This window comes from Polaribacter sp. SA4-10 (genome assembly GCF_002163835.1).
Classification (GTDB): domain Bacteria; phylum Bacteroidota; class Bacteroidia; order Flavobacteriales; family Flavobacteriaceae; genus Polaribacter.
Window position 1 is genome coordinate 3,153,379 of the sequence record NZ_CP019331.1, and the last position, 20,731, is coordinate 3,174,109.

Below are 20,731 nucleotides of genomic sequence, written 5' to 3' on the forward strand. Positions count from 1 at the left end.
GTACAAATGGGACAAAAAACTAATCCAATAGGAAATCGTTTAGGAATCATCAGAGGATGGGAGTCTAACTGGTATGGTGGAAATGACTACGGAGATAAATTAGCTGAAGATGATAAAATAAGAAAGTATGTAAATGCTAGATTATTTAAAGCAAGTGTTTCTCGTGTAATTATTGAGCGTACTTTAAAACTTGTAACCGTTACTATCACTACTGCTAGACCAGGTATTATTATCGGGAAAGGTGGACAAGAGGTAGACAAGTTAAAAGAAGAACTTAAGAAAATTACTGGTAAAGAAGTTCAAATTAATATTTTTGAAATTAAACGCCCTGAATTAGATGCAAAATTAGTTGCAACTAGTGTTGCGCGTCAAATTGAAAATAGAATTTCTTACAAGAGAGCAATCAAAATGGCTATTCAGGCAACTATGCGTATGAATGCTGAAGGTATAAAAATCCAAATTTCTGGTCGTTTAAACGGAGCTGAAATGGCACGTTCTGAGCACTTTAAAGAAGGTAGAATTCCTCTTTCTACTTTTAGAGCAGATATTGATTATTCACTTGTTGAAGCTCATACTACATACGGAAGGTTAGGTATTAAAGTATGGATTATGAAAGGTGAGGTTTATGGTAAAAGAGAATTATCTCCACTAGTTGGTTTGTCTAAGAAACAAACAGGTAGTAAAGGTGGTGGTGATAGATCTAAACGTCAACAACCTCGTAGAAGAAAATAATTTTTAAAATTAGAAATTAAAAATGTTACAGCCAAAAAGAGTAAAATACCGTAAGGTACAGAAGGCGAAAGGAAATATGACAGGTATTTCTGGTAGAGGAAATCAACTTTCTAATGGAATGTTTGGTATTAAGTCTATAGATCAAAACTTGTTAACTTCACGTCAAATTGAAGCAGCTCGTATCGCGGCAACTCGTCATATGAAAAGAGAAGGTCAATTATGGATCAAGGTATTTCCAGATAAGCCTATTACAAAGAAACCTTTAGAAGTGCGTATGGGTAAAGGTAAAGGAGCACCAGATCATTTTGTTGCAGTTATTAAACCAGGTAGAATTTTGTTTGAAATTGGTGGAGTACCAATGAATGTTGCAAAAGAAGCTTTACGTTTAGCAGCTCAAAAACTTCCAGTAAAAACGAAGTTTATAGTCGCAAGAGATTTTGATGTTGACGTATTAATGCATAATTCTAAATAAAAATGAAACAATCAGAGATAAAAGAATTATCTATAGCAGATCTTAATGAAAAGCTTGGAGCGTTGCAAAAGAATTATACTGATCTTAAGATGGCTCATGCCATAACTCCAATGGAAAATCCATTGCAGTTAAGAAGCTTAAGAAGAACTGTAGCAAGAATTGCAACAGAATTAACAAAAAGAGAATTACAATAATTCTATAGTCAATTTTAAAGATGGAAAAAAGAAATCTTAGAAAAGAGAGAATTGGTGTTGTATCTAGTAACAAAATGGAGAAATCTATTGTCGTTGCAGAAACTAAAAGAGTTAAGCACCCAATGTACGGAAAGTTCGTATTAAAGACTAAGAAGTACGTTGCACATGACGAAAAGAATGATTGCAACGAAGGAGATACGGTTAGAATCATGGAAACTAAACCTATGAGTAAATCTAAACGTTGGAGATTAGTAGAAATCCTAGAAAGAGCTAAATAATATGTTACAGACAGAATCAAGATTAAAAGTAGCAGATAACACTGGAGCTAAAGAAGTTCTAGTAATCAGAGTTTTAGGAGGTACAAGAAAACGTTACGCAAGTATTGGTGACAAAATTGTTGTAACTGTTAAATCTGCAACTCCTAACGGAACTGTAAAGAAAGGTCAAGTATCTAGAGCAGTTGTTGTAAGAACAAAAAAAGAAGTTAGACGTAAAGACGGATCTTATATCAGATTTGATGATAACGCTTGTGTACTTTTAAATCCTACAGAGGAGATGAGAGGAACACGTGTATTCGGTCCTGTTGCTCGTGAGCTTCGTGAGAAACAATTCATGAAAATAGTATCATTAGCACCTGAAGTGCTTTAAATCATTAATAAGATGAAAAAGTTCAAAATTAAGACAGGAGATACTGTAAAGGTAATTGCAGGAACAAGCAAAAATTCTGAAGGTAAAGTTTTACAAATCATTAAAGATAAAGATAGAGTATTGGTAGAAGGTGCTAACTTAGTTTCTAAGCACACTAAACCTAGCGCTCAAAATCCTCAAGGTGGTATTGTTAAAAAAGAAGCATCTATTCATATATCTAATGTAATGTTAGTTGAAGATGGTGTAGCTGTAAGAGTAGGTTATAAAGTTGATGGAGATACTAAAACTAGAATCTCTAAAAAAACTAAAAAATAAGAATAATCATGAGTTACATACCAAGATTAAAAGCGGAATACAAAGAGAGAGTTGTTAAAGCTCTTGTTGAAGAATTCAGCTATAAGAATGTAATGCAAGTACCTAAGTTAGAAAAAATTGTTCTTTCTAAAGGAGTTGGTGCTGCAATTGCAGATAAGAAATTAATAGATTATGCTGTAGAAGAGTTGACTAAAATTACTGGTCAAAAAGCAATTTCTACTATGTCTAAAAAGGATGTTGCAGCTTTTAAGTTACGTAAGGGGATGCCAATTGGTGTTAAAGTTACTTTACGTGGTGATAAAATGTATGAGTTTTTAGATAGATTAGTTACAGCTTCTTTACCTCGTGTAAGAGATTTTAACGGTATAAAAGCTAATGGATTTGATGGGAGAGGTAATTACAATTTAGGAATTACTGAACAAATCATCTACCCAGAAATAAATATTGATCAAGTTAAAAAAATCAATGGAATGGATATTACATTTGTAACATCTGCTGCCACTGATAAAGAAGCAAAGTCATTATTAGGAGAATTAGGTTTACCATTCAAAAAAAATTAAGAAATGGCTAAAGAATCAATGAAAGCTCGTGAACGTAAAAGAGCAAGAACAGTTGCAAAATATGCGGAAAAAAGGAAAGCTTTAAAAGAAGCTGGAGATTATGATGCATTGCAAAAATTACCAAAAAATGCTTCACCAGTAAGAATGCATAATAGATGTAAACTTACAGGAAGACCTAAAGGTTATATGCGTCAGTTTGGTTTATCTCGTGTAACGTTCCGTGAAATGGCAAATCAAGGACTAATACCAGGCGTTAAAAAAGCAAGTTGGTAGTAGTCTAAATTAAAGTTTATAATTAAAAATAGAATGTGTATATTTGCGCGCTCTATTTTTTTGAATAAAAGAATTTTAACTGATTATAGGTTCAGATATCACAGAGAAATCTGTAACACAAATAGAGGTGTTTGAAAACCATAATCGCAATATAAATAAATATGTATACAGATCCAATCGCGGATTATCTTACGAGAGTAAGAAATGCAATCGCTGCAGGACACAGAGTAGTAGAAATTCCAGCTTCAAATTTGAAGAAGGAAATGACTAAAATTTTGTTTGATCAAGGATATATTTTAAGTTACCAGTTCAATGACGATAAAGTTCAAGGGACTGTTAAAATAGCTTTAAAATATGACCGTGACACAAAAGAGTCAGTAATCAGAAAAATTCAACGTATCAGTACGCCGGGTTTACGTAAATATGTTGGTTCTACAGATATGCCAAGAGTATTAAACGGACTTGGAATTGCTATTGTTTCTACATCTAAGGGTGTAATGACAAACAAAAAAGCACGTCAAGAGAATGTTGGAGGAGAAGTTTTATGTTACGTTTATTAAATCTTAAGAAATGAGTAGAATTGGAAAAAATCCCGTTAGCATTTCACAAGGTGTAGATGTTAGCATTAAAGACAATGTTGTAATTGTTAAAGGAAAATTAGGTGAGTTATCTCAACCAATTTCTAAAGGAATTACAGTAAAAATTGAAGATGGCATTATCACTTTAGATAGAGTGTCGGAAATTAAAGACCATAAAGCACAACATGGTTTAATGAGAGCTTTAATCTCAAATATGATTGAAGGTGTAAGCAAAGGTTTTACGAAAGATTTAGAATTGGTTGGTGTTGGTTATAGAGCATCTAATCAAGGACAAAAATTAGATTTAGCTTTAGGTTTCTCTCATAATATTGTTTTAGAAATAGCTCCAGAAGTTAAAATTGAAACAGTATCTCAGAAAGGGAAAAACCCAATCATTAAATTATCTTCTTTTGACAAACAGTTAGTTGGTCAAATAGCTGCAAAGATTCGTTCTTTCAGAGCTCCAGAGCCTTATAAAGGAAAAGGAGTTAAGTTTGTTGGTGAAATATTAAGAAGAAAAGCAGGTAAATCTGCATAATATATAGCATTATGGCATTATCAAAGCTTGAAAGAAGAACTAGAATTAAGCGTAGAATCAGAAAAATTATTTCTGGTACCGCTTCTAAACCAAGATTATCTGTTTATAGAAGCAATAAAGAGATTTACGCTCAATTAGTAGACGATGTAAACGGAGTAACAATTGCTAGCGTTTCATCAAGAGATATAAAAGCAGAAACTAAATCAGAAGCGGCATCAGTAGTTGGTAAAACAATTGCAGAAAAAGCTGTAAAAGCTGGTGTAGAAACAATAGCTTTCGATAGAAACGGATATTTATATCACGGTAGAGTTAAAGTATTAGCAGAAGCTGCAAGAGAAGCTGGTTTAAAATTTTAAGAAATTATGCAAGGATATAAAAACGTAGAAAGAGTTAAGCCAAGTGGGTTAGAGCTTGTAGATAGATTAGTAGGAGTACAACGTGTTACTAAGGTTACTAAAGGTGGTAGAGCATTTGGTTTCTCTGCAATTGTAGTAGTTGGAGATGGTAATGGTGTTGTTGGACATGGTTTAGGTAAATCTAAAGATGTAGCGTCTGCAATTGCAAAAGCAATTGAAGATGCAAAGAAAAATTTAGTTAGAATTCCTATTTTGGAAGCAACTTTACCTCATGAACAAAAAGGTAAATTTGGTGGTGCAAAGGTGTTTTTAAAACCTGCATCTCATGGTACAGGGGTTATTGCTGGTGGTGCTGTAAGACATGTCTTAGAGTCAGTTGGTATTCATGATGTATTATCAAAATCTCAGGGTTCATCAAATCCTCATAATGTAGTTAAAGCAACTTTTAATGCTTTATTACAATTACGTAGTGCTGTTTCAATAGCAAAACAAAGAGGAGTTTCTTTAGAAAAAGTATTTAACGGATAAATCTAGAACGATGACAAGAATTAAAGTTACACAAGTAAAAAGTCAAATCGGGCGTCTTCAGAATCAAAAAAGAACTTTAGAGGCATTAGGTTTACGTAAAATGAACCAAACTGTAGAGCATGACGCAAGTCCTACAATTATCGGTATGGTAAATACAGTTAAACACTTAGTTTCTTTTGAAGAAATTAAATAAGACATATAAAAAATGAGTTTAAATAATTTAACACCAGCAGAAGGTTCCATTAAAAAAGGAAAAAGAATTGCAAGGGGTGAGGGATCTGGAAAAGGTGGTACTTCTACAAGAGGTCACAATGGTCAAAAATCTCGTTCAGGTTATTCTAGAAAGATTGGTTTTGAAGGAGGGCAAATGCCACTTCAAAGACGTGTACCTAAATTTGGATTTACTAATATTAACCGTAAGGAATATCAGGGAATCAATTTAGATAAGTTACAATCTTTAGTAGATAGCGGAAAGATAACAGATACAGTTAATTTAGATATTTTAATTGCTAATAGATTAGCAGGTAAAAACGACCTAGTTAAAATATTAGGTAATGGAGAATTAAAAGCTAAATTAAATATAACTGTACATAAATATACTGCAACTGCAAAATCAGCTATTGAAGCTGTTGGAGGAGAAGCAGTTGCTTTATAAGAACTCGTAAATGATGAATTTTATTAATACACTAAAGGACATTTTCAAAATTGAAGAATTAAAAAACAAAATTCTTCTTACTATCGGTTTAATTGCTGTTTACCGTTTTATGGCTGCTGTTCCATTACCTGGAATAGATCCATTACAGCTTTCAGCATTAAAAGAAAGTACTTCTGGGGGTCTTTTAGGATTATTGAATGCATTTACAGGAGGAGCATTTGCTAGAGCTTCAGTTATGGCTCTTGGTATTATGCCTTATATTTCTGCATCGATTGTAGTTCAGTTAATGGGGATTGCGGTTCCGTATTTACAGAAATTACAAAAAGATGGAGAAAGTGGACGAAAAAAAATTACACAAATTACAAGATGGTTAACTATAGCTATTACGTTAGTGCAAGCACCAACGTATATTACTGCTATTAAAACGCAATTTGGTTTAGGACCAGAAGCTTTTTTAGTAAGTGGAGCTACTTTTTGGGTATCATCTATCATTATTTTAACTGCAGGAACAATTTTTGCAATGTGGTTAGGAGAACGAATTACTGATAAAGGAGTTGGTAATGGTATTTCATTATTAATTACTGTTGGTATTATCGCAAACTTTCCAGCTGCATTTTTACAAGAATTTGTTGCAAAAACAACAAATGCTGGTGCTGGTGGAATTATGATGGTTCTAATTGAAATTATTATTTGGTTTGTAGTAATTTTATTAACTGTATTATTGGTTACTGCTGTTCGAAAGATTGCAGTGCAATATGCAAGAAGAACAGTTGTAGGAAATATACAGAATGTTGCAGGTTCAAGAGATTATATCCCTTTGAAATTAAATGCAGCAGGTGTAATGCCAATTATCTTTGCACAAGCAATTATGTTTTTACCAGTTGCCTTAGCTCAGAAATTTCCAGCAATTGCAAGTTTACAAGATAATTTTGGTTTATGGTATAATGTTATATTTGCATTCTTAATTGTCATTTTTAGTTTTTTCTATACTGCTATTACTATTCCAACGAATAAAATGGCTGAGGATTTAAAAAGAAGTGGCGGTTTTATACCAGGAATAAGACCAGGTAAAGACACGGCAGATAGATTAGATAGTGTATTGTCTAGAATTACGTTCCCAGGATCGTTATTTTTAGCTGCTTTATCAATATTACCAGCAATTGTAGTTCAGTTTGGAGTACAACAAAGTTGGGCAATGTTTTATGGTGGAACATCATTAATTATCATGGTAGGTGTAGCAATTGACACCATGCAGCAAATAAATTCGTATTTATTAAATCGTCATTATGATGGATTAATGAAAGCGGGTAACAGCAACAGAAAATCGAATAAATAATATGGCTAAGCAATCAGCAATTCAACAAGACGGAACAATTACAGAAGCATTGTCTAATGCTATGTTTCGTGTGGAATTAGAAAATGGACATATTGTTACGGCACACATTTCTGGTAAAATGCGTATGCATTATATCAAATTATTACCTGGAGACAAGGTAAAGTTAGAAATGAGCCCATACGATTTATCAAAGGCAAGAATTACTTACAGATACTAAAAACAAATAGAACAGATGAAAGTTAGAGCATCAGTTAAAAAGAGGAGTGCCGACTGCAAAATAGTGCGCAGAAAAGGTAGATTATACGTAATTAATAAACAAAATCCTAGATTTAAACAAAGACAAGGGTAATGGCAAGAATAGCAGGTATTGATATTCCAAAGAATAAAAGAGGGGTTATTGCTTTAACTTACATCTTTGGTATAGGAAGCAGCAGAGCCGTAAAGGTTTTAGCAGAAGCAAAAGTAGATGAGAGCATTAAAGTTCAAGATTGGACAGATGATCAAATCGCAGCAATTAGAGAACAAGTAGGATCTTTCACAATTGAAGGAGAATTACGTTCTGAGGTACAGTTAAACATCAAACGTTTGATGGATATCGGTTGTCAAAGAGGAATTCGTCATAGACTTGGTCTTCCATTAAGGGGGCAAAGAACTAAGAACAACTCTAGAACAAGAAAAGGTAAGAGAAAAACTGTAGCTAACAAGAAAAAATAAAGTTAGATAAAGTAATAAAGATCTAATCTGTAGTTAATAAACTACAGATTAGAAAACTAAATTACTAAAACTTAGAAAATTATGGCAAAAGCAAGCGCAAAAAAACGTAAAGTAATAATAGAAGCTACTGGAGAAGCACATGTAACAGCATCTTTCAATAACATCATTATTTCTTTAACAAACAAAAAAGGTGATGTTATTTCTTGGTCATCTGCAGGTAAAATGGGTTTTAGAGGTTCTAAAAAGAATACTCCATATGCAGCTCAATTAGCAGCAGAAGACTGTGCAGCACCAGCTAAAGAAGCAGGTTTACGTAAAGTAAAAGTTTATGTAAAAGGACCAGGTAATGGTAGAGAATCTGCTATTAGATCATTACATAATGCAGGTATAGAAGTAACAGAAATTATTGATGTTACACCTATTCCTCATAATGGATGTCGTCCACCGAAGAGAAGAAGAGTATAATTAAATATTTTAACTAAATAGGATTTTAGATTATCGAAGGATTAGCCTTAATTCATAATCCCTATTAATAACACAAAAAAGAAATGGCAAGATATACAGGACCAAAAACTAAAATTGCTCGTAAATTTGGCGAGGCAATTTTTGGAGAAGACAAAAACTTCGAAAAAAGAAATTTTCCTCCAGGACAGCATGGAAATGCAAGAAGAAGAGGAAAGAAATCTGAATATGCTACTCAATTAATGGAGAAGCAAAAAGCTAAATATACGTATGGTATTTTAGAGCGTCAATTCAGTAATTTATTTAAAAAAGCACAAAGTGCTGGTGGTATTACTGGTGAAGTATTATTACAATTATGTGAATCTCGTTTAGACAATGTTGTTTTTAGAATGGGAGTTTCAAATTCACGTAGTGGAGCACGTCAATTAGTTTCTCACAGACATATTACTGTTAATGGAGAAATCGTTAACATACCTTCTTATAGTTTAAATGAAGGTGATGTAGTTGCTGTTAGAGAGAAATCTAAATCTTTACAAGCTATTGATAATGCTTTGGCATCTAATAGTAATGTTTTTGAATGGTTGACTTGGAATGAAGATAAAAAAGAAGGTTCTTTTGTTAAAGTACCAGAAAGATTACAAATTCCAGAAAATATTAAAGAACAATTAATTGTAGAATTATATTCTAAATAATAATTTAATCAGATTGGGATTCAGCCAAAGGGTATATTTGTATTTCTTCACACTTATAAACCGCGCAACTGAATAACAATTAAAACGAAGAAAAATGGCAATATTAAATTTTCAGAAACCCGATAAAGTAATAATGATAGAGTCTACTGATTTTAAAGGTAGATTTGAGTTCAGACCACTAGAGCCAGGATTTGGTTTAACTGTTGGTAATGCTTTAAGAAGAGTACTTTTATCTTCTTTAGAAGGATTTGCAATTACTTCATTAAGAGTTGATGGTGTAGAGCATGAATTTTCTACAGTTCCTGGAGTTGTAGAAGATGTTACAGAAATTATCTTAAACTTAAAACAAGTTCGTTTTAAGAAACAAATTGAAGAAACTGATAGAGAAACTGTTTCTATTTCAGTATCTGGTCAAGAGCAGTTTACCGCTGGAGATTTACAGAAATTCATCTCTGGGTTTCAAGTATTGAATCCAGATTTAGTAATCTGTAACATGGATAAGTCTGTAAAATTAAATGCAGAAATTACGATAGAAAAAGGTAGAGGATTTGTTCCTGCGGAAGAAAATAAAAAAGCTTCAGCACCTATAGGAACAATTTTTACAGATTCTATATACACACCAATTAAGAATGTAAAATATTCAATCGAAAATTTTCGTGTAGAACAGAAAACAGATTATGAAAAATTAGTATTTGATATAGATACTGATGGATCAATTAATCCTAAAGATGCATTAACAGAAGCTGCAAAAATATTAATCCACCACTTTATGTTATTCTCTGATGAGCGTATCACTTTAGAGGCAGATGAAATTGCACAAACTGAAACATATGATGAAGAATCATTACATATGCGTCAATTATTAAAAACTAGATTAATCGACATGGATTTATCTGTTAGAGCTTTAAACTGTTTAAAAGCTGCAGAAGTAGATACATTAGGAGATTTAGTTTCTTTTAACAAGAGTGATTTAATGAAATTCCGTAATTTTGGTAAAAAATCATTAACAGAACTAGAAGAATTAGTTATCGTTAAAGGTTTAAACTTCGGAATGGATTTAACAAAATACAAATTAGATAGAGATTAACCTTTCATATTTTGCTCCTCAAAATGGGTTGAGCAAGATGAAAGAACAAAACAAACGTAATGAGACACGGAAAGAAATTTAATCATTTAGGAAGAACTACATCACACAGAAAAGCGATGTTAGCTAATATGGCTTGTTCTATAATAGAACATAAGCGTATTAACACTACAGTGGCAAAAGCAAAAGCAATTAGAACTTTTATTGAACCATTAATTACAAAATCTAAAGTTGATACAACGCACAACAGACGTATTGTATTTGCTTATTTACGTGATAAATTTGCAGTTACAGAATTATTTAAAGAAATTTCTGTAAAAGTAGCTGATAGACCAGGAGGTTATATTCGTATTATCAAATTAGGAAACCGTCAGGGAGATAATGCTCCAATGGCAATGGTAGAATTAGTTGATTACAACGAAATTTATAATCCTAAAGGTACAAAAGCTAAGAAAACTACGCGTAGAGGAAGAAGCAAAAAATCTGATTCTGCTCAAGTAGAAGGTACTGTAACTGAAGAAAAATCAGAAGAATAAAAAATAATGATTTTTTTATAAATTATATTAAAGGGATAAACGTTTACGTTTATCCCTTTTTTTATATTTTTACACTAACAAACACAACAAAAAAATTATGATGTATCAAACCCGAAAAAAAGCCTTAGTTTTATTAGCAGATGGAACTATTTTTTACGGTAAATCTGTTGGAATAGAGGGGACTTCTACAGGAGAAATCTGTTTTAATACCGGTATGACAGGTTATCAAGAGATTTTTACAGACCCTTCATATTTCGGTCAACTAATGGTAGCTACAAATGCTCACATTGGTAATTATGGTGTAAATGATAATGAAGTAGAATCTGATGGGATTAAAATTTCAGGCTTAATTTGTCGAAACTTTAGTTTTACGCATTCTAGAGTAGATTCTGATGGGAATTTAAAGGATTGGTTTGTAAAACATAATTTAGTAGCCATTTCCGATGTTGATACAAGAGCATTAGTTTCTTATATTAGGGATAACGGAGCAATGAATGCAATTATTTCTACAGATATAGATAATATCAGTTCATTAAAAAAGCAATTAGCTGAAGTTCCAAGTATGGAAGGTTTAGAATTAGCTTCAAAAGTATCTACTAAAGAACCTTATTTTGTAGGTGATGAAAATGCTGATATTAAAATATCTGCTTTAGATATTGGTATCAAAAAGAACATATTAAGGAACCTTGTAAAAAGGGGAGCCTACGTAAAAGTTTTTCCTTATAATTCAAGTTTTGAAGAATTAGAAGCATTTAATCCGGATGGATATTTTATCTCTAACGGACCTGGAGATCCAGCACCTTTGATTGAAGCACAAGTTGTAGCAAAAGAAATTATAAAAAGAGATTATCCCTTATTCGGAATTTGTTTAGGACATCAAGTAATCGCTTTAGCAAATGGAATTTCTACTTATAAAATGCATAACGGTCATAGAGGTATAAATCACCCAGTTAAAAACTTACTAACTGGTAAAGGTGAAATAACTTCTCAAAATCACGGTTTTGCTATTAATAGAGAAGAAACTGAAGCACATGATAATGTTGAAATAACCCATGTTCATTTAAATGATAATACGGTTGCAGGTGTTAAAATGAAAAATAAAAATGTTTTTTCTGTACAATATCATCCTGAAGCGAGTCCAGGACCACATGATTCAGAATATCTATTTGACCAGTTTCTAGAAAATATTAAAAAAAATAAAAATGTAAATATCTAAAGGTATTTCCTTTTTTTACTGAAAACGTTTTCGTAAGTATGTGCTAAATATCAGTATAAAAAGAGCCATATTTAGTAAATTTGAAAAAGTAAATTACAGAGAAAATTAAATCTTATAAAAAAATAAAAAATGAGCATTATTATTCGCGTTCACGCACGTCAAATTTTTGATTCAAGAGGAAATCCAACAGTTGAAGTAGATGTAACTACAGAAAACGGAATATTAGGTAGAGCAGCAGTTCCTTCTGGAGCTTCTACAGGAGAACATGAAGCCGTTGAATTACGTGATGGAGGTAAAGCTTACATGGGTAAAGGTGTCTTAAAAGCTGTAGATAATGTAAATAAAATTATAGCAGAAGAATTACTAGGAGTATCTGTTTTCGAACAAAATACTATTGATCAATTAATGATTGATTTGGATGGTACACCAAATAAATCTAAATTAGGAGCAAATGCAATATTAGGGGTTTCATTAGCAGCAGCAAAAGCAGCAGCAAATGAATTAGGTATGCCTTTATATAGGTATGTAGGTGGTGTTTCTGCAAACACTTTGCCTGTACCTATGATGAATATCATTAATGGAGGATCACATTCAGATGCACCAATTGCATTTCAAGAATTTATGGTAATGCCGGTTAAGGCAAATACGTTCTCTGAAGCAATGCAAATGGGTTCTGAGATTTTCCATAACTTAAAGAAAGTATTACACGATAGAAATTTATCTACAGCTGTAGGGGATGAAGGAGGTTTTGCACCAACTTTAGATGGTACAGAAGATGCTTTAGATACAATTGCTTTGGCAGTTAAAAATGCAGGGTATTCTTTTGGTGATGAAATAATGGTTGCTTTAGATTGTGCTGCTGCAGAATTTTATGTAGATGGTAAATACAACTATGCTAAGTTTGAAGGTGAAACTGGTAAAATTCGTACCTCAGAAGAGCAAGCAGATTATTTGGCAGAATTAGCAGCTAATTATCCAATTATTTCTATTGAAGATGGAATGGATGAAAACGATTGGGAAGGTTGGAAATACTTAACTGAAAAAATTGGAGATAAAGTTCAATTAGTTGGTGATGATTTATTTGTTACAAATGTAGAGCGTTTATCTAGAGGAATTGAAAATGGAATTGCAAATTCAATTTTAATTAAAGTGAATCAGATTGGTACATTAACAGAAACAATTTCTGCTGTTAATATGGCAAAAAATGCAGGATACACTTCTGTAATGTCTCACAGATCTGGTGAAACTGAAGATAATACGATTGCAGATTTAGCAGTAGCTTTAAATTGTGGACAAATTAAAACAGGTTCAGCTTCTCGTTCAGATAGAATGGCAAAATACAATCAATTATTGCGTATTGAAGAAGAATTAGGTGAAACTGCATATTTTCCAAAAGAAAAAGCATTCAAAATATAATAAATTCAATTAAATTTATTGAAAGCCTCATATTTTTATGAGGCTTTTTTTATGGTTTTAATATATAACTGAAGTTTATATTGTGATATTAAAAAACTATAACGTTTACCTTTTAAGATTATTTGAAATATAGTACCTTCGTAGCACTAAATAATACATAACAAATGTCAGATACAGCTAAATTACAAATTGGAGATAAATCATACGAATTTCCACTTGTAAGAGGAACAGAAAATGAAGTTGCTATTAATATTAAAACATTAAGAACAGTAACAAATGGAGTAATCACTATTGATCCTGGATTTAAAAATACAGGTTCTTGTGAAAGTGCTGTCACATTTTTAGATGGTGAAAAAGGAGTTTTAAGATATAGAGGTTATTCTATTGAAGAGTTAGCTGAAAAAGCAGATTTTTTAGAAGTTGCTTATGCATTAATTTTTGGAGATTTACCAACAAAAGAGCAATTAGATAAATTTCATACAGATATTAAATCTAAATCTGTTGTAGATGATGATATTAAGAAGATTGTTGATGCGTTTCCTAAAACAGCACATCCTATGGGTGTTTTGTCTTCGTTAACAAGTGCATTAACGGCTTTTAACCCTACTTCAGTAAACGTAGAGTCTACTGAAGATATGTATAACTCTGTTGTTAAAATTATGGGGAAATTCCCGGTTTTAGTGGCTTGGACTATGCGAAAAAAACAAGGTTTACCATTAAATTATGGTTCTAAATCTTTGGGCTATGTAGAGAACGTTTTAAAAATGATGTTTGAGCAACCTAATGAAGACTATGTAGTGAACCCAATTATTAAAAATGCTTTAGATAAATTGTTGATTTTACATGGAGATCATGAACAAAACTGTTCTACATCTACGGTTAGAATTGTAGGTTCATCTCATGCAGGCCTATTTGCATCTCTTTCTGCAGGAATCTCTGCGCTTTGGGGACCATTACATGGTGGAGCTAATCAAGCTGTCTTAGAAATGTTAGAAGCTATAAAAGCTGATGGTGGAGACACTAAAAAGTATATGGCGAAAGCTAAAGATAAAAATGATCCTTTCCGTTTAATGGGATTTGGTCATAGAGTATATAAGAACTTTGATCCAAGAGCTAAAATTATTAAAGCTGCTGCAGATGATGTTTTAAATGACTTAGGTGTAAATGATCCAATTTTAGATATTGCAAGAGGATTAGAGCAAGAAGCATTAAATGATCCTTATTTTGTTGAAAGAAAATTATATCCTAATGTAGATTTTTACTCTGGAATTATTTATAGAGCTATGGGTATTCCTGTAGAAATGTTTACAGTTATGTTTGCTTTAGGACGTTTGCCAGGTTGGATTGCGCAATGGAAAGAAATGAGATTGGGTAAAGAACCAATTGGTAGACCACGTCAAATTTATATTGGTGAAAATGAAAGACCTTTTGTAGAAATAGAGAATAGATAAAAAATAGTAGTATTTTTACCAAAAATTTAAAGGCTTCATAATTTATGAAGCTTTTTTTTATCAATTATAAAATATGTTAGAGCTTAATATTAATAATGAAACTTCTAGGTTAAAGGCTGTTATTTTAGGAACTGCAAAAAGTAATGGAGGTATTCCTAAAGTAGAAGACTGTTATGATCCTAAAAGTGTTCAGCACGTTTTAGCAGGAACATATCCTAAAGAGGAAGATATGGTTTTGGAAATGGAAGCTGTTGCTAAAGTTTTAGAAAAATATAATGTTAAAGTATATAGACCAAAAGTTATTGAAAATTATAATCAAATATTTTCTCGAGATATCGCTTTTGTAATAGACGATAAATTTATTGAAGCTAATATTTTACCAGATAGAAATAAAGAATATGAAGCTATAAATCATGTTATTTCTCAAATGAAACCAGAAAATGTAATAATTTTGCCAGAAGAATGTCATGTAGAAGGAGGTGATGTAATGCCTTGGAATGATTATATTTTTGTTGGCACTTATTCTGGGGAAGATTATTCAGATTATATTACAGCGCGTACTAATACTGCAGCAATTACTGCTTTGCAAGAATTGTTTCCTGAGAAAACTGTAAAACCTTTTGAGTTAAGAAAATCGAATACAGAACCTAAAGAAAATGCATTACATTTAGATTGTTGTTTTCAGCCAATTGGAAAAGATAAAGCGATTCTTCATAAGAATGGATTTTTAGTAGAAAGTGAATATGAATGGTTGGTAAATTATTTCGGAAAAGAAAATATTTTTGAGATTACCAAAGATGAAATGTACAATATGAACAGTAATATTTTTTCTATTTCTGAAGAAGTAATTATTTCTGAAAAAAACTTTACAAGACTTAATTCTTGGTTACGAGATAAGGGTTTTACAGTTGAAGAAGTAGCCTATTCAGAAATTGCGAAACAAGAAGGATTGTTAAGATGTTCTACTTTACCTTTGATTAGAGAATAAATTTTTACCTATATTTTTTTAGTAATGAAACAAAATACAAATACTATTTTAATGATTCGTCCAATCAATTTTAGGATGAATGAACAAACTGCAGTAAATAATTATTATCAAAAAGTATTAGATAATTTATTGCCTGCTTCTGTAAATGCAAAAGCCCAAGAAGAGTTTGATAATTTTGTAGAAAAATTACAAAGTTTTGGCGTTAATGTTATTGTTGTTTCAGATACAGAAAAGTTTGATACACCAGATTCTATTTTTCCAAATAATTGGATTTCTTTTCATCAAGATGGAACGGTTGCTTTATACCCAATGTTTGCAGAAAACAGAAGATTAGAAAGAAGAGAAGATGTTTTAGAAGAATTAGAGAAACAAGGTTTTGTAATTGAAAATATTGTTGATTATACTTCTGCAGAAGAAGAGAAAGTTTTTTTAGAAGGAACAGGAAGTTTGTTGTTGGATAGAGAAAACAGTAAAGCCTATTGTGCTTTGTCTCCAAGAGCTGATGAAGAATTATTTATAGAATTCTGTGAAGATTTTGAGTATACTCCTGTGTCTTTTGTTGCAAATCAGACTGTAGAAGAAAAAAGAGTCGCAATTTATCATACAAACGTAATGATGTGTTTAGCAGATACTTTTGCAGTTGTATGTCTAGATTCAATAGATGATAAAAAAGAGCGTAAAAACATGCTTAAACACCTAAAAGAGGATGGTAAACAAGTTATTGCGATTACAGAAGAGCAAGTGAGCCATTTTGCAGGAAATATGTTACAAGTTCTTGGAAAGGATGCTATTAAATATTTAGTAATGAGTCAAGCTGCACACGATTGTTTAACACAAAGTCAAATTTCACAAATTAATAACCATTGTCAGATTATTTCTAGTTCTTTAAATACAATTGAAGCTTGTGGAGGAGGAAGTGCACGTTGTATGATGGCAGAAGTATTTCTTCCAAAAAAATAACAGTTATTTTTAAGATAAAATTCTCATCTTATAAATTTGTATTTTCACAGAATGAATTTATTAATTATAGCTGTTGCACCTGTAACAATTATTATACTTTATATTTATTTTAAAGATAAATTTGAAAAAGAACCAATTGCAATTTTAGCAAAAAGTTTTTTATTAGGGGCAACTATAAGTGTTTTAATCACAGCTGTACTTGGTACAATTGCTAATCATTTGTTGCCGGTTATAGATGATAAAAGTATACTTCAACAATTATTAAAAGCATTTATTGTTGTTGCTTTGGTTGAAGAGTTTTCTAAATATGTAATCGTTAGATATTACGCTCAAACAAATAAAGAATTTAACGAGCCTTTTGATGGAATTGTATATTCTGTTATGATTTCTATGGGTTTTGCAACTTTAGAAAATGTATTATATGTGTATCAATTTGGTTTTGAAACAGGAATAGCAAGAGCATTTACAGCTGTTCCTGCACATGCAACATTTGCAATTTTAATGGGGTATTTTATGGGGAAAGCAAAATTTTCTAAGAATAGAATTCTCTTAAATTTATCTGGACTGTTATTAGCTACATTTTTTCATGGCGCTTATGATTTCTTCTTTTTTATAAACTTTATTCCTGGAATTTCTATTGGGGCATTTATTTCACTAATTATTGGATTAGTTTTATCAAATAGAGCCATAAAAATGCATCAGAATAATTCTAAATTTAAGCCTTAAATCTAATCTTTATATACTTCATCAATTACTTTTCCAGTTGTTCCGTTTGGAAATTCAATTTGCAATAAATTTGAAATTGTTGGCGCAATATCTGTAATTTCATATTTTTTTGAAGATGAACCTTGTTTAATTCCATTTCCATAGAAAATTAAAGGAACATGAGTGTCATAAGAGTATCCAGAACCATGACTTGTGCCTTTTCTTCCTCTAGCTAGTGTAGATGGATAAGGAATCATTAAAACATCACCAGAAAACTTTTGATTATAACCATTCTGTAAGGAATTTAAAACTCCAGAAGTAAAATTAGTGTTCTGTAGTGTTTTAGCAGTAACAGCTTTATAGATTGTCTCAAAATTAAGAACTTCTTCTGCTAATTTATCAGCAACATCATTTTTGTTTAAACCTAAAGATTCAATTTTTTCCTTATCTAAAAATATCTGATAATTAGAAATATTTTCAATCAATTCAACAGAATTAAAATACTTTTTAGTAATGCCTGAAATAAAATTATTTAACTTTTTAGTATTTATATAGTGAGCAGGTATTTTAAGGGATTGTAAATAAGCAGGAACATGAACTGCTGCATGATCTGCAGTTAAAAATAAGGTGTAATTATCTTTACCTACTTGTGTGTCTAAAAACTGAAAAAAGCTAGCTAAATCTTTATCCAATCGTAAATAAGTGTCTTCAGTTTCTATTGCAGCAACACCGTATTTGTGACCAATATAATCTGTTGATGAAAAACTTACTGTAAGAAAATCTATAAAATTGGATTTCCCTAAATTCTCGCCAATAATAGCCGCTTTTGCAAAATCTGCAGTAAATGTGTTTCCTGCTGGAACTTCTTTTATTAATGAGTAATTGTCATTTTTTGAACGTAAATTTTTTAAATATTTTGGAAATATTGGTTTTTCTTGACCTGTTATTTTGCCTTCAAAGATACTATCATCAACCAAACTATTAGTGTACGTTTTTATATCATATAAAGTCTTCCAAGGTTCATTTAAGTATTCATCAGCTTTATTATTAGCATTAAAATCTTTCACCCATTTAGGGAGTTCATTCATGTAAAAAGTACTAGTTATCCATGTATTATAATCATCACCATCATACCAATATGCAGCATTTGCAGAATGACCAATAGGTAAAATTGCAGATCGATCTTTTATAGAAATCCCAATAGTTTTTCCTCTTTGGTTTTGTGCCAAATTCAATTGATCTGCTACAGTTGTTGTATATAATCTATGTGGAGATTTTTGACCATAATTTCCTGAATTACCTACAGTTTTGTAGTTTGAATCGTCTACACAATAAATAGATTTTTTTAGAAATTTATCATACCAATTATTAGAAATTATACCATGATTGCTTGGTGTTGTTCCTGTAAAAATTGATGCATGTCCAACGGCAGTATATGTTGGGATGAAATTATAATGCGCATTTTTTAATGAAAATCCGTTTTTTAATAATCGATTAAAACCATCTTCTCCATATCTATCTGCATAACGTGTTAAATAATCATATCTCATTTGATCTATTACAATACCAACAACCAATTTAGGTTTTATAATTTCTTTTTTTTGTGATTTACAACCAATAATACTAATGATAGCGATTAATAAGAAGAAAAATATTTTTTTCATTTTTGATAAATATCAGATTATCTACCAAAAGTAATTATTTTTTATTTTGATGCCTATTACTTTACGCTCTATTAATGATAATTTAATACTTTAGCATAAAATTTAATTAAATGAATTACCTAGAACATACTGGGAAATATTTTATGATGCTAGGTCAGGTTTTTAGAAGACCGCAAAAGAGCAGACTTTTTTACGAAGCTTTTTTTAAAGAAATTGAAGAGCTTGGTTTAAAATCTCTTGGTATTATAATGTTTATCTCTTTTTTTATTGGAGGAGTTATTGCTTTACAGACGGCATTAAACTTAGAAAGCCCTTTTATTCCAAAATCACTTATTGGTTTTGCTGCAAAGCGTTCTATCATTTTAGAATTTGCACCCACATTTTGCTCAATAATTTTAGCTGGTAAAGTTGGTTCATATATAACTTCTAGTATTGGTACAATGCGTGTAACAGAACAAATAGATGCTTTAGAAGTAATGGGTATTAACTCATTAAATCACTTAGTATTACCAAAGATTTTAGCAACGGTTCTCTTTTACCCTTTTTTAATTTCTTTAGCAATGGTTTTAGGAATTTTTGGAGGTTGGCTTACAGGTGTTTTGTCTGGGTTGTTTACAGGAGCAGATTATATTGAGGGATTACAAGAAGATTTTGACCCTTTTCTAATTAATTACGCAATTATAAAAACATTAGTATTTGCTTTTCTTATAGCTACGGTGCCTTCTTATCATGGGTATTTTGTAAAAGGAGGTTCTATTGCCGTTGGTAAAGCAAGCACTCAGGCTGTAGTTTGGACAACTGTCTTAATTGTAGTAGCAAATTATATTTTAACGCAAATGCTGTTAACATAAATGATAGAAGTAAAAAATTTACATAAAGGTTTTGGTGATGTAAAAGTCTTGAAAGGACTTTCTGCTACTTTTCTCCCAGGAAAAACAAGTCTAATTATTGGGCAAAGTGGTTCTGGAAAAACGGTGTTTTTAAAAACTTTAATTGGACTTCACACTCCAGAAGAAGGAACTATTTCTTTTAATGGAAAACCAAGTACAGATTTTACAAATAAAGAAAGAAGACAATGGAGACAAGAAATAGGAATGGTTTTTCAAGGAAGTGCTTTATTTGATTCTCAAACTGTGGAAGAAAATGTAATGTTTCCTTTAAAAATGTTTACCAATCAATCTCAAGAAGAAATGTTAGAGCGGGTAAACTTTGTTTTACATAGAGTTAATTTAGATAATTCAAATAAAAAATTACCTGCAGAATTATCTGGAGGAATGCAAAAAAGAGTAGCAATTGCAAGAGCGATTGTTATGAACCCAAAGTACTTATTTTGTGATGAACCAAATTCTGGTTTAGATCCTCAGACAGCAATTGTAATTGATAATTTAATTCAAGAGATTACAGATGAATATCAAATTACAACCGTAATAAATACCCATGATATGAATTCAGTAATGGAAATTGGAGAAAAAATTGTTTTTTTAAAAAATGGTACAATTGCATGGGAAGGGAGTAGTAAAGATATTTTTAAAACTGATAATGAAGCAGTTGTAGACTTTGTGTATTCTTCTAATTTATTTAAAAAAGTAAGAGAAGCATATTTAAATGAAACAAAGTAAAAATAAATTTGTTTCATTTAAAATAAGGTGTATATTTGC

31 protein-coding genes are annotated in these 20,731 nt (G+C 31.2%); 30 read left to right on the plus strand and 1 reads right to left on the minus strand.

What is annotated here, in order from left to right:
- Positions 1–6 precede the first annotated feature (6 nt).
- The 28 genes from rpsC to BTO04_RS13875 all read left to right on the plus strand — a co-directional run bounded on the left by rpsC (position 7) and on the right by BTO04_RS13875 (position 17,430).
- The gene (gene rpsC, locus BTO04_RS13740; RefSeq protein ID WP_087565042.1) at positions 7–732 is read left to right on the plus strand and encodes a 30S ribosomal protein S3; all 726 of its coding nucleotides are present in this window, start codon (positions 7–9) and stop codon (positions 730–732) included.
- Between the two features lie 22 nt (positions 733–754).
- Positions 755–1,204 (plus strand): 50S ribosomal protein L16, encoded by a 450-nt coding sequence (gene rplP, locus BTO04_RS13745; protein ID WP_087565043.1) that lies wholly within the window; start codon positions 755–757, stop codon positions 1,202–1,204.
- 2 nt (positions 1,205–1,206) lie between these two features.
- Positions 1,207–1,398, plus strand: coding sequence for a 50S ribosomal protein L29 (gene rpmC / locus BTO04_RS13750; RefSeq protein WP_087565044.1), 192 nt, complete (start codon positions 1,207–1,209; stop codon positions 1,396–1,398).
- Positions 1,399–1,418: 20 nt separating this feature from the next.
- Positions 1,419–1,676 carry a 30S ribosomal protein S17 gene (gene rpsQ, locus BTO04_RS13755; protein WP_087565045.1) on the plus strand — a complete coding sequence of 86 codons (258 nt, stop codon included), beginning with the start codon at positions 1,419–1,421 and terminating at the stop codon, positions 1,674–1,676.
- 1 nt (position 1,677) lies between these two features.
- Positions 1,678–2,046, plus strand: coding sequence for a 50S ribosomal protein L14 (rplN, locus tag BTO04_RS13760; protein WP_087565046.1), 369 nt, complete (start codon positions 1,678–1,680; stop codon positions 2,044–2,046).
- Between the two features lie 12 nt (positions 2,047–2,058).
- Positions 2,059–2,361: a 50S ribosomal protein L24 gene (gene rplX, locus BTO04_RS13765; protein ID WP_087565047.1), complete on the plus strand. Its 303-nt coding sequence runs from the start codon at positions 2,059–2,061 to the stop codon at positions 2,359–2,361.
- 8 nt (positions 2,362–2,369) lie between these two features.
- On the plus strand, positions 2,370–2,921 hold the full coding sequence (gene rplE / locus BTO04_RS13770; protein WP_087565048.1) for a 50S ribosomal protein L5: 552 nt from the start codon (positions 2,370–2,372) through the stop codon (positions 2,919–2,921).
- Between the two features lie 3 nt (positions 2,922–2,924).
- Positions 2,925–3,194 carry a 30S ribosomal protein S14 gene (rpsN, locus tag BTO04_RS13775; protein WP_087565049.1) on the plus strand — a complete coding sequence of 90 codons (270 nt, stop codon included), beginning with the start codon at positions 2,925–2,927 and terminating at the stop codon, positions 3,192–3,194.
- Positions 3,195–3,355: 161 nt separating this feature from the next.
- Positions 3,356–3,754, plus strand: a complete 399-nt coding sequence (gene rpsH / locus BTO04_RS13780) for a 30S ribosomal protein S8 (RefSeq protein ID WP_087565050.1) — start codon at positions 3,356–3,358, stop codon at positions 3,752–3,754.
- A 10-nt stretch (positions 3,755–3,764) separates the two neighbouring features.
- Complete coding sequence (rplF, locus tag BTO04_RS13785) at positions 3,765–4,310, plus strand: 50S ribosomal protein L6 (RefSeq protein WP_087565051.1); 546 nt, start codon at positions 3,765–3,767, stop codon at positions 4,308–4,310.
- A gap of 11 nt (positions 4,311–4,321) precedes the next feature.
- Positions 4,322–4,666 carry a 50S ribosomal protein L18 gene (gene rplR, locus BTO04_RS13790; protein ID WP_087565052.1) on the plus strand — a complete coding sequence of 115 codons (345 nt, stop codon included), beginning with the start codon at positions 4,322–4,324 and terminating at the stop codon, positions 4,664–4,666.
- A gap of 3 nt (positions 4,667–4,669) precedes the next feature.
- Positions 4,670–5,194 (plus strand): 30S ribosomal protein S5, encoded by a 525-nt coding sequence (gene rpsE / locus BTO04_RS13795; protein ID WP_087565053.1) that lies wholly within the window; start codon positions 4,670–4,672, stop codon positions 5,192–5,194.
- Between the two features lie 10 nt (positions 5,195–5,204).
- A complete protein-coding gene (gene rpmD / locus BTO04_RS13800) occupies positions 5,205–5,387 on the plus strand; it encodes a 50S ribosomal protein L30 (protein WP_087565054.1) in 183 nt (60 codons plus the stop codon).
- A 12-nt stretch (positions 5,388–5,399) separates the two neighbouring features.
- Positions 5,400–5,849 carry a 50S ribosomal protein L15 gene (gene rplO, locus BTO04_RS13805; RefSeq protein ID WP_087565055.1) on the plus strand — a complete coding sequence of 150 codons (450 nt, stop codon included), beginning with the start codon at positions 5,400–5,402 and terminating at the stop codon, positions 5,847–5,849.
- Between the two features lie 13 nt (positions 5,850–5,862).
- A complete protein-coding gene (gene secY / locus BTO04_RS13810) occupies positions 5,863–7,185 on the plus strand; it encodes a preprotein translocase subunit SecY (RefSeq protein WP_087565056.1) in 1,323 nt (440 codons plus the stop codon).
- A 1-nt stretch (position 7,186) separates the two neighbouring features.
- Positions 7,187–7,402: a translation initiation factor IF-1 gene (gene infA / locus BTO04_RS13815; protein ID WP_004568721.1), complete on the plus strand. Its 216-nt coding sequence runs from the start codon at positions 7,187–7,189 to the stop codon at positions 7,400–7,402.
- A gap of 15 nt (positions 7,403–7,417) precedes the next feature.
- Positions 7,418–7,534, plus strand: coding sequence for a type B 50S ribosomal protein L36 (gene ykgO / locus BTO04_RS13820; protein WP_004568720.1), 117 nt, complete (start codon positions 7,418–7,420; stop codon positions 7,532–7,534).
- Entirely contained in the window at positions 7,534–7,899 is a 366-nt protein-coding gene (rpsM, locus tag BTO04_RS13825) for a 30S ribosomal protein S13 (protein WP_087565057.1), read from the plus strand. Before ykgO ends, rpsM begins: the two co-directional genes overlap by 1 nt.
- A gap of 81 nt (positions 7,900–7,980) precedes the next feature.
- Positions 7,981–8,364 (plus strand): 30S ribosomal protein S11, encoded by a 384-nt coding sequence (rpsK, locus tag BTO04_RS13830; RefSeq protein ID WP_087565058.1) that lies wholly within the window; start codon positions 7,981–7,983, stop codon positions 8,362–8,364.
- An 83-nt stretch (positions 8,365–8,447) separates the two neighbouring features.
- Entirely contained in the window at positions 8,448–9,053 is a 606-nt protein-coding gene (rpsD, locus tag BTO04_RS13835; protein WP_087565059.1) for a 30S ribosomal protein S4, read from the plus strand.
- 94 nt (positions 9,054–9,147) lie between these two features.
- Positions 9,148–10,140, plus strand: coding sequence for a DNA-directed RNA polymerase subunit alpha (locus BTO04_RS13840; protein WP_087565060.1), 993 nt, complete (start codon positions 9,148–9,150; stop codon positions 10,138–10,140).
- Positions 10,141–10,199: 59 nt separating this feature from the next.
- Complete coding sequence (gene rplQ, locus BTO04_RS13845) at positions 10,200–10,673, plus strand: 50S ribosomal protein L17 (RefSeq protein ID WP_087565061.1); 474 nt, start codon at positions 10,200–10,202, stop codon at positions 10,671–10,673.
- 97 nt (positions 10,674–10,770) lie between these two features.
- Positions 10,771–11,889, plus strand: coding sequence for a glutamine-hydrolyzing carbamoyl-phosphate synthase small subunit (gene carA, locus BTO04_RS13850; RefSeq protein ID WP_087565062.1), 1,119 nt, complete (start codon positions 10,771–10,773; stop codon positions 11,887–11,889).
- Between the two features lie 129 nt (positions 11,890–12,018).
- A complete protein-coding gene (gene eno / locus BTO04_RS13855) occupies positions 12,019–13,305 on the plus strand; it encodes a phosphopyruvate hydratase (protein ID WP_087565063.1) in 1,287 nt (428 codons plus the stop codon).
- A 164-nt stretch (positions 13,306–13,469) separates the two neighbouring features.
- Positions 13,470–14,756 carry a citrate synthase gene (locus tag BTO04_RS13860; protein ID WP_087565064.1) on the plus strand — a complete coding sequence of 429 codons (1,287 nt, stop codon included), beginning with the start codon at positions 13,470–13,472 and terminating at the stop codon, positions 14,754–14,756.
- A 73-nt stretch (positions 14,757–14,829) separates the two neighbouring features.
- Entirely contained in the window at positions 14,830–15,744 is a 915-nt protein-coding gene (locus BTO04_RS13865) for a dimethylarginine dimethylaminohydrolase family protein (protein WP_087565065.1), read from the plus strand.
- A gap of 24 nt (positions 15,745–15,768) precedes the next feature.
- Entirely contained in the window at positions 15,769–16,704 is a 936-nt protein-coding gene (ctlX, locus tag BTO04_RS13870) for a citrulline utilization hydrolase CtlX (protein ID WP_087565066.1), read from the plus strand.
- A 51-nt stretch (positions 16,705–16,755) separates the two neighbouring features.
- Positions 16,756–17,430 (plus strand): PrsW family intramembrane metalloprotease, encoded by a 675-nt coding sequence (locus BTO04_RS13875; RefSeq protein WP_087565067.1) that lies wholly within the window; start codon positions 16,756–16,758, stop codon positions 17,428–17,430.
- A gap of 2 nt (positions 17,431–17,432) precedes the next feature.
- On the opposite strand, the gene pafA is transcribed toward BTO04_RS13875, so the two are convergent.
- Complete coding sequence (pafA, locus tag BTO04_RS13880; RefSeq protein ID WP_087565068.1) at positions 17,433–19,073, minus strand: alkaline phosphatase PafA; 1,641 nt, start codon at positions 19,071–19,073, stop codon at positions 17,433–17,435.
- Between the two features lie 110 nt (positions 19,074–19,183).
- Between pafA and BTO04_RS13885 the strand changes: the two genes are divergently transcribed.
- Complete coding sequence (locus BTO04_RS13885) at positions 19,184–19,924, plus strand: ABC transporter permease (RefSeq protein ID WP_087565069.1); 741 nt, start codon at positions 19,184–19,186, stop codon at positions 19,922–19,924.
- Positions 19,925–20,692 (plus strand): ABC transporter ATP-binding protein, encoded by a 768-nt coding sequence (locus BTO04_RS13890; RefSeq protein ID WP_087565070.1) that lies wholly within the window; start codon positions 19,925–19,927, stop codon positions 20,690–20,692. It abuts the gene before it with no gap.
- Positions 20,693–20,731 lie beyond the last annotated feature (39 nt).

What these genes read in the sequence shown, in the direction of transcription:
- rpsC (WP_087565042.1), top strand. Translation starts at nt 7, where the DNA reads ATGGGACAAAAAACTAATCCAATAGGAAATCGTTTAGGAATCATCAGA.
- rplP (WP_087565043.1), top strand. Translation starts at nt 755, where the DNA reads ATGTTACAGCCAAAAAGAGTAAAATACCGTAAGGTACAGAAGGCGAAA.
- rpmC (WP_087565044.1), top strand. Translation starts at nt 1,207, where the DNA reads ATGAAACAATCAGAGATAAAAGAATTATCTATAGCAGATCTTAATGAA.
- rpsQ (WP_087565045.1), top strand. Translation starts at nt 1,419, where the DNA reads ATGGAAAAAAGAAATCTTAGAAAAGAGAGAATTGGTGTTGTATCTAGT.
- rplN (WP_087565046.1), top strand. Translation starts at nt 1,678, where the DNA reads ATGTTACAGACAGAATCAAGATTAAAAGTAGCAGATAACACTGGAGCT.
- rplX (WP_087565047.1), top strand. Translation starts at nt 2,059, where the DNA reads ATGAAAAAGTTCAAAATTAAGACAGGAGATACTGTAAAGGTAATTGCA.
- rplE (WP_087565048.1), top strand. Translation starts at nt 2,370, where the DNA reads ATGAGTTACATACCAAGATTAAAAGCGGAATACAAAGAGAGAGTTGTT.
- rpsN (WP_087565049.1), top strand. Translation starts at nt 2,925, where the DNA reads ATGGCTAAAGAATCAATGAAAGCTCGTGAACGTAAAAGAGCAAGAACA.
- rpsH (WP_087565050.1), top strand. Translation starts at nt 3,356, where the DNA reads ATGTATACAGATCCAATCGCGGATTATCTTACGAGAGTAAGAAATGCA.
- rplF (WP_087565051.1), top strand. Translation starts at nt 3,765, where the DNA reads ATGAGTAGAATTGGAAAAAATCCCGTTAGCATTTCACAAGGTGTAGAT.
- rplR (WP_087565052.1), top strand. Translation starts at nt 4,322, where the DNA reads ATGGCATTATCAAAGCTTGAAAGAAGAACTAGAATTAAGCGTAGAATC.
- rpmD (WP_087565054.1), top strand. Translation starts at nt 5,205, where the DNA reads ATGACAAGAATTAAAGTTACACAAGTAAAAAGTCAAATCGGGCGTCTT.
- rplO (WP_087565055.1), top strand. Translation starts at nt 5,400, where the DNA reads ATGAGTTTAAATAATTTAACACCAGCAGAAGGTTCCATTAAAAAAGGA.
- secY (WP_087565056.1), top strand. Translation starts at nt 5,863, where the DNA reads ATGAATTTTATTAATACACTAAAGGACATTTTCAAAATTGAAGAATTA.
- infA (WP_004568721.1), top strand. Translation starts at nt 7,187, where the DNA reads ATGGCTAAGCAATCAGCAATTCAACAAGACGGAACAATTACAGAAGCA.
- ykgO (WP_004568720.1), top strand. Translation starts at nt 7,418, where the DNA reads ATGAAAGTTAGAGCATCAGTTAAAAAGAGGAGTGCCGACTGCAAAATA.
- rpsM (WP_087565057.1), top strand. Translation starts at nt 7,534, where the DNA reads ATGGCAAGAATAGCAGGTATTGATATTCCAAAGAATAAAAGAGGGGTT.
- rpsK (WP_087565058.1), top strand. Translation starts at nt 7,981, where the DNA reads ATGGCAAAAGCAAGCGCAAAAAAACGTAAAGTAATAATAGAAGCTACT.
- rpsD (WP_087565059.1), top strand. Translation starts at nt 8,448, where the DNA reads ATGGCAAGATATACAGGACCAAAAACTAAAATTGCTCGTAAATTTGGC.
- BTO04_RS13840 (WP_087565060.1), top strand. Translation starts at nt 9,148, where the DNA reads ATGGCAATATTAAATTTTCAGAAACCCGATAAAGTAATAATGATAGAG.
- rplQ (WP_087565061.1), top strand. Translation starts at nt 10,200, where the DNA reads ATGAGACACGGAAAGAAATTTAATCATTTAGGAAGAACTACATCACAC.
- carA (WP_087565062.1), top strand. Translation starts at nt 10,771, where the DNA reads ATGATGTATCAAACCCGAAAAAAAGCCTTAGTTTTATTAGCAGATGGA.
- eno (WP_087565063.1), top strand. Translation starts at nt 12,019, where the DNA reads ATGAGCATTATTATTCGCGTTCACGCACGTCAAATTTTTGATTCAAGA.
- BTO04_RS13860 (WP_087565064.1), top strand. Translation starts at nt 13,470, where the DNA reads ATGTCAGATACAGCTAAATTACAAATTGGAGATAAATCATACGAATTT.
- BTO04_RS13865 (WP_087565065.1), top strand. Translation starts at nt 14,830, where the DNA reads ATGTTAGAGCTTAATATTAATAATGAAACTTCTAGGTTAAAGGCTGTT.
- ctlX (WP_087565066.1), top strand. Translation starts at nt 15,769, where the DNA reads ATGAAACAAAATACAAATACTATTTTAATGATTCGTCCAATCAATTTT.
- BTO04_RS13875 (WP_087565067.1), top strand. Translation starts at nt 16,756, where the DNA reads ATGAATTTATTAATTATAGCTGTTGCACCTGTAACAATTATTATACTT.
- pafA (WP_087565068.1), bottom strand. Translation starts at nt 19,073, where the DNA reads ATGAAAAAAATATTTTTCTTCTTATTAATCGCTATCATTAGTATTATT.
- BTO04_RS13885 (WP_087565069.1), top strand. Translation starts at nt 19,184, where the DNA reads ATGAATTACCTAGAACATACTGGGAAATATTTTATGATGCTAGGTCAG.
- BTO04_RS13890 (WP_087565070.1), top strand. Translation starts at nt 19,925, where the DNA reads ATGATAGAAGTAAAAAATTTACATAAAGGTTTTGGTGATGTAAAAGTC.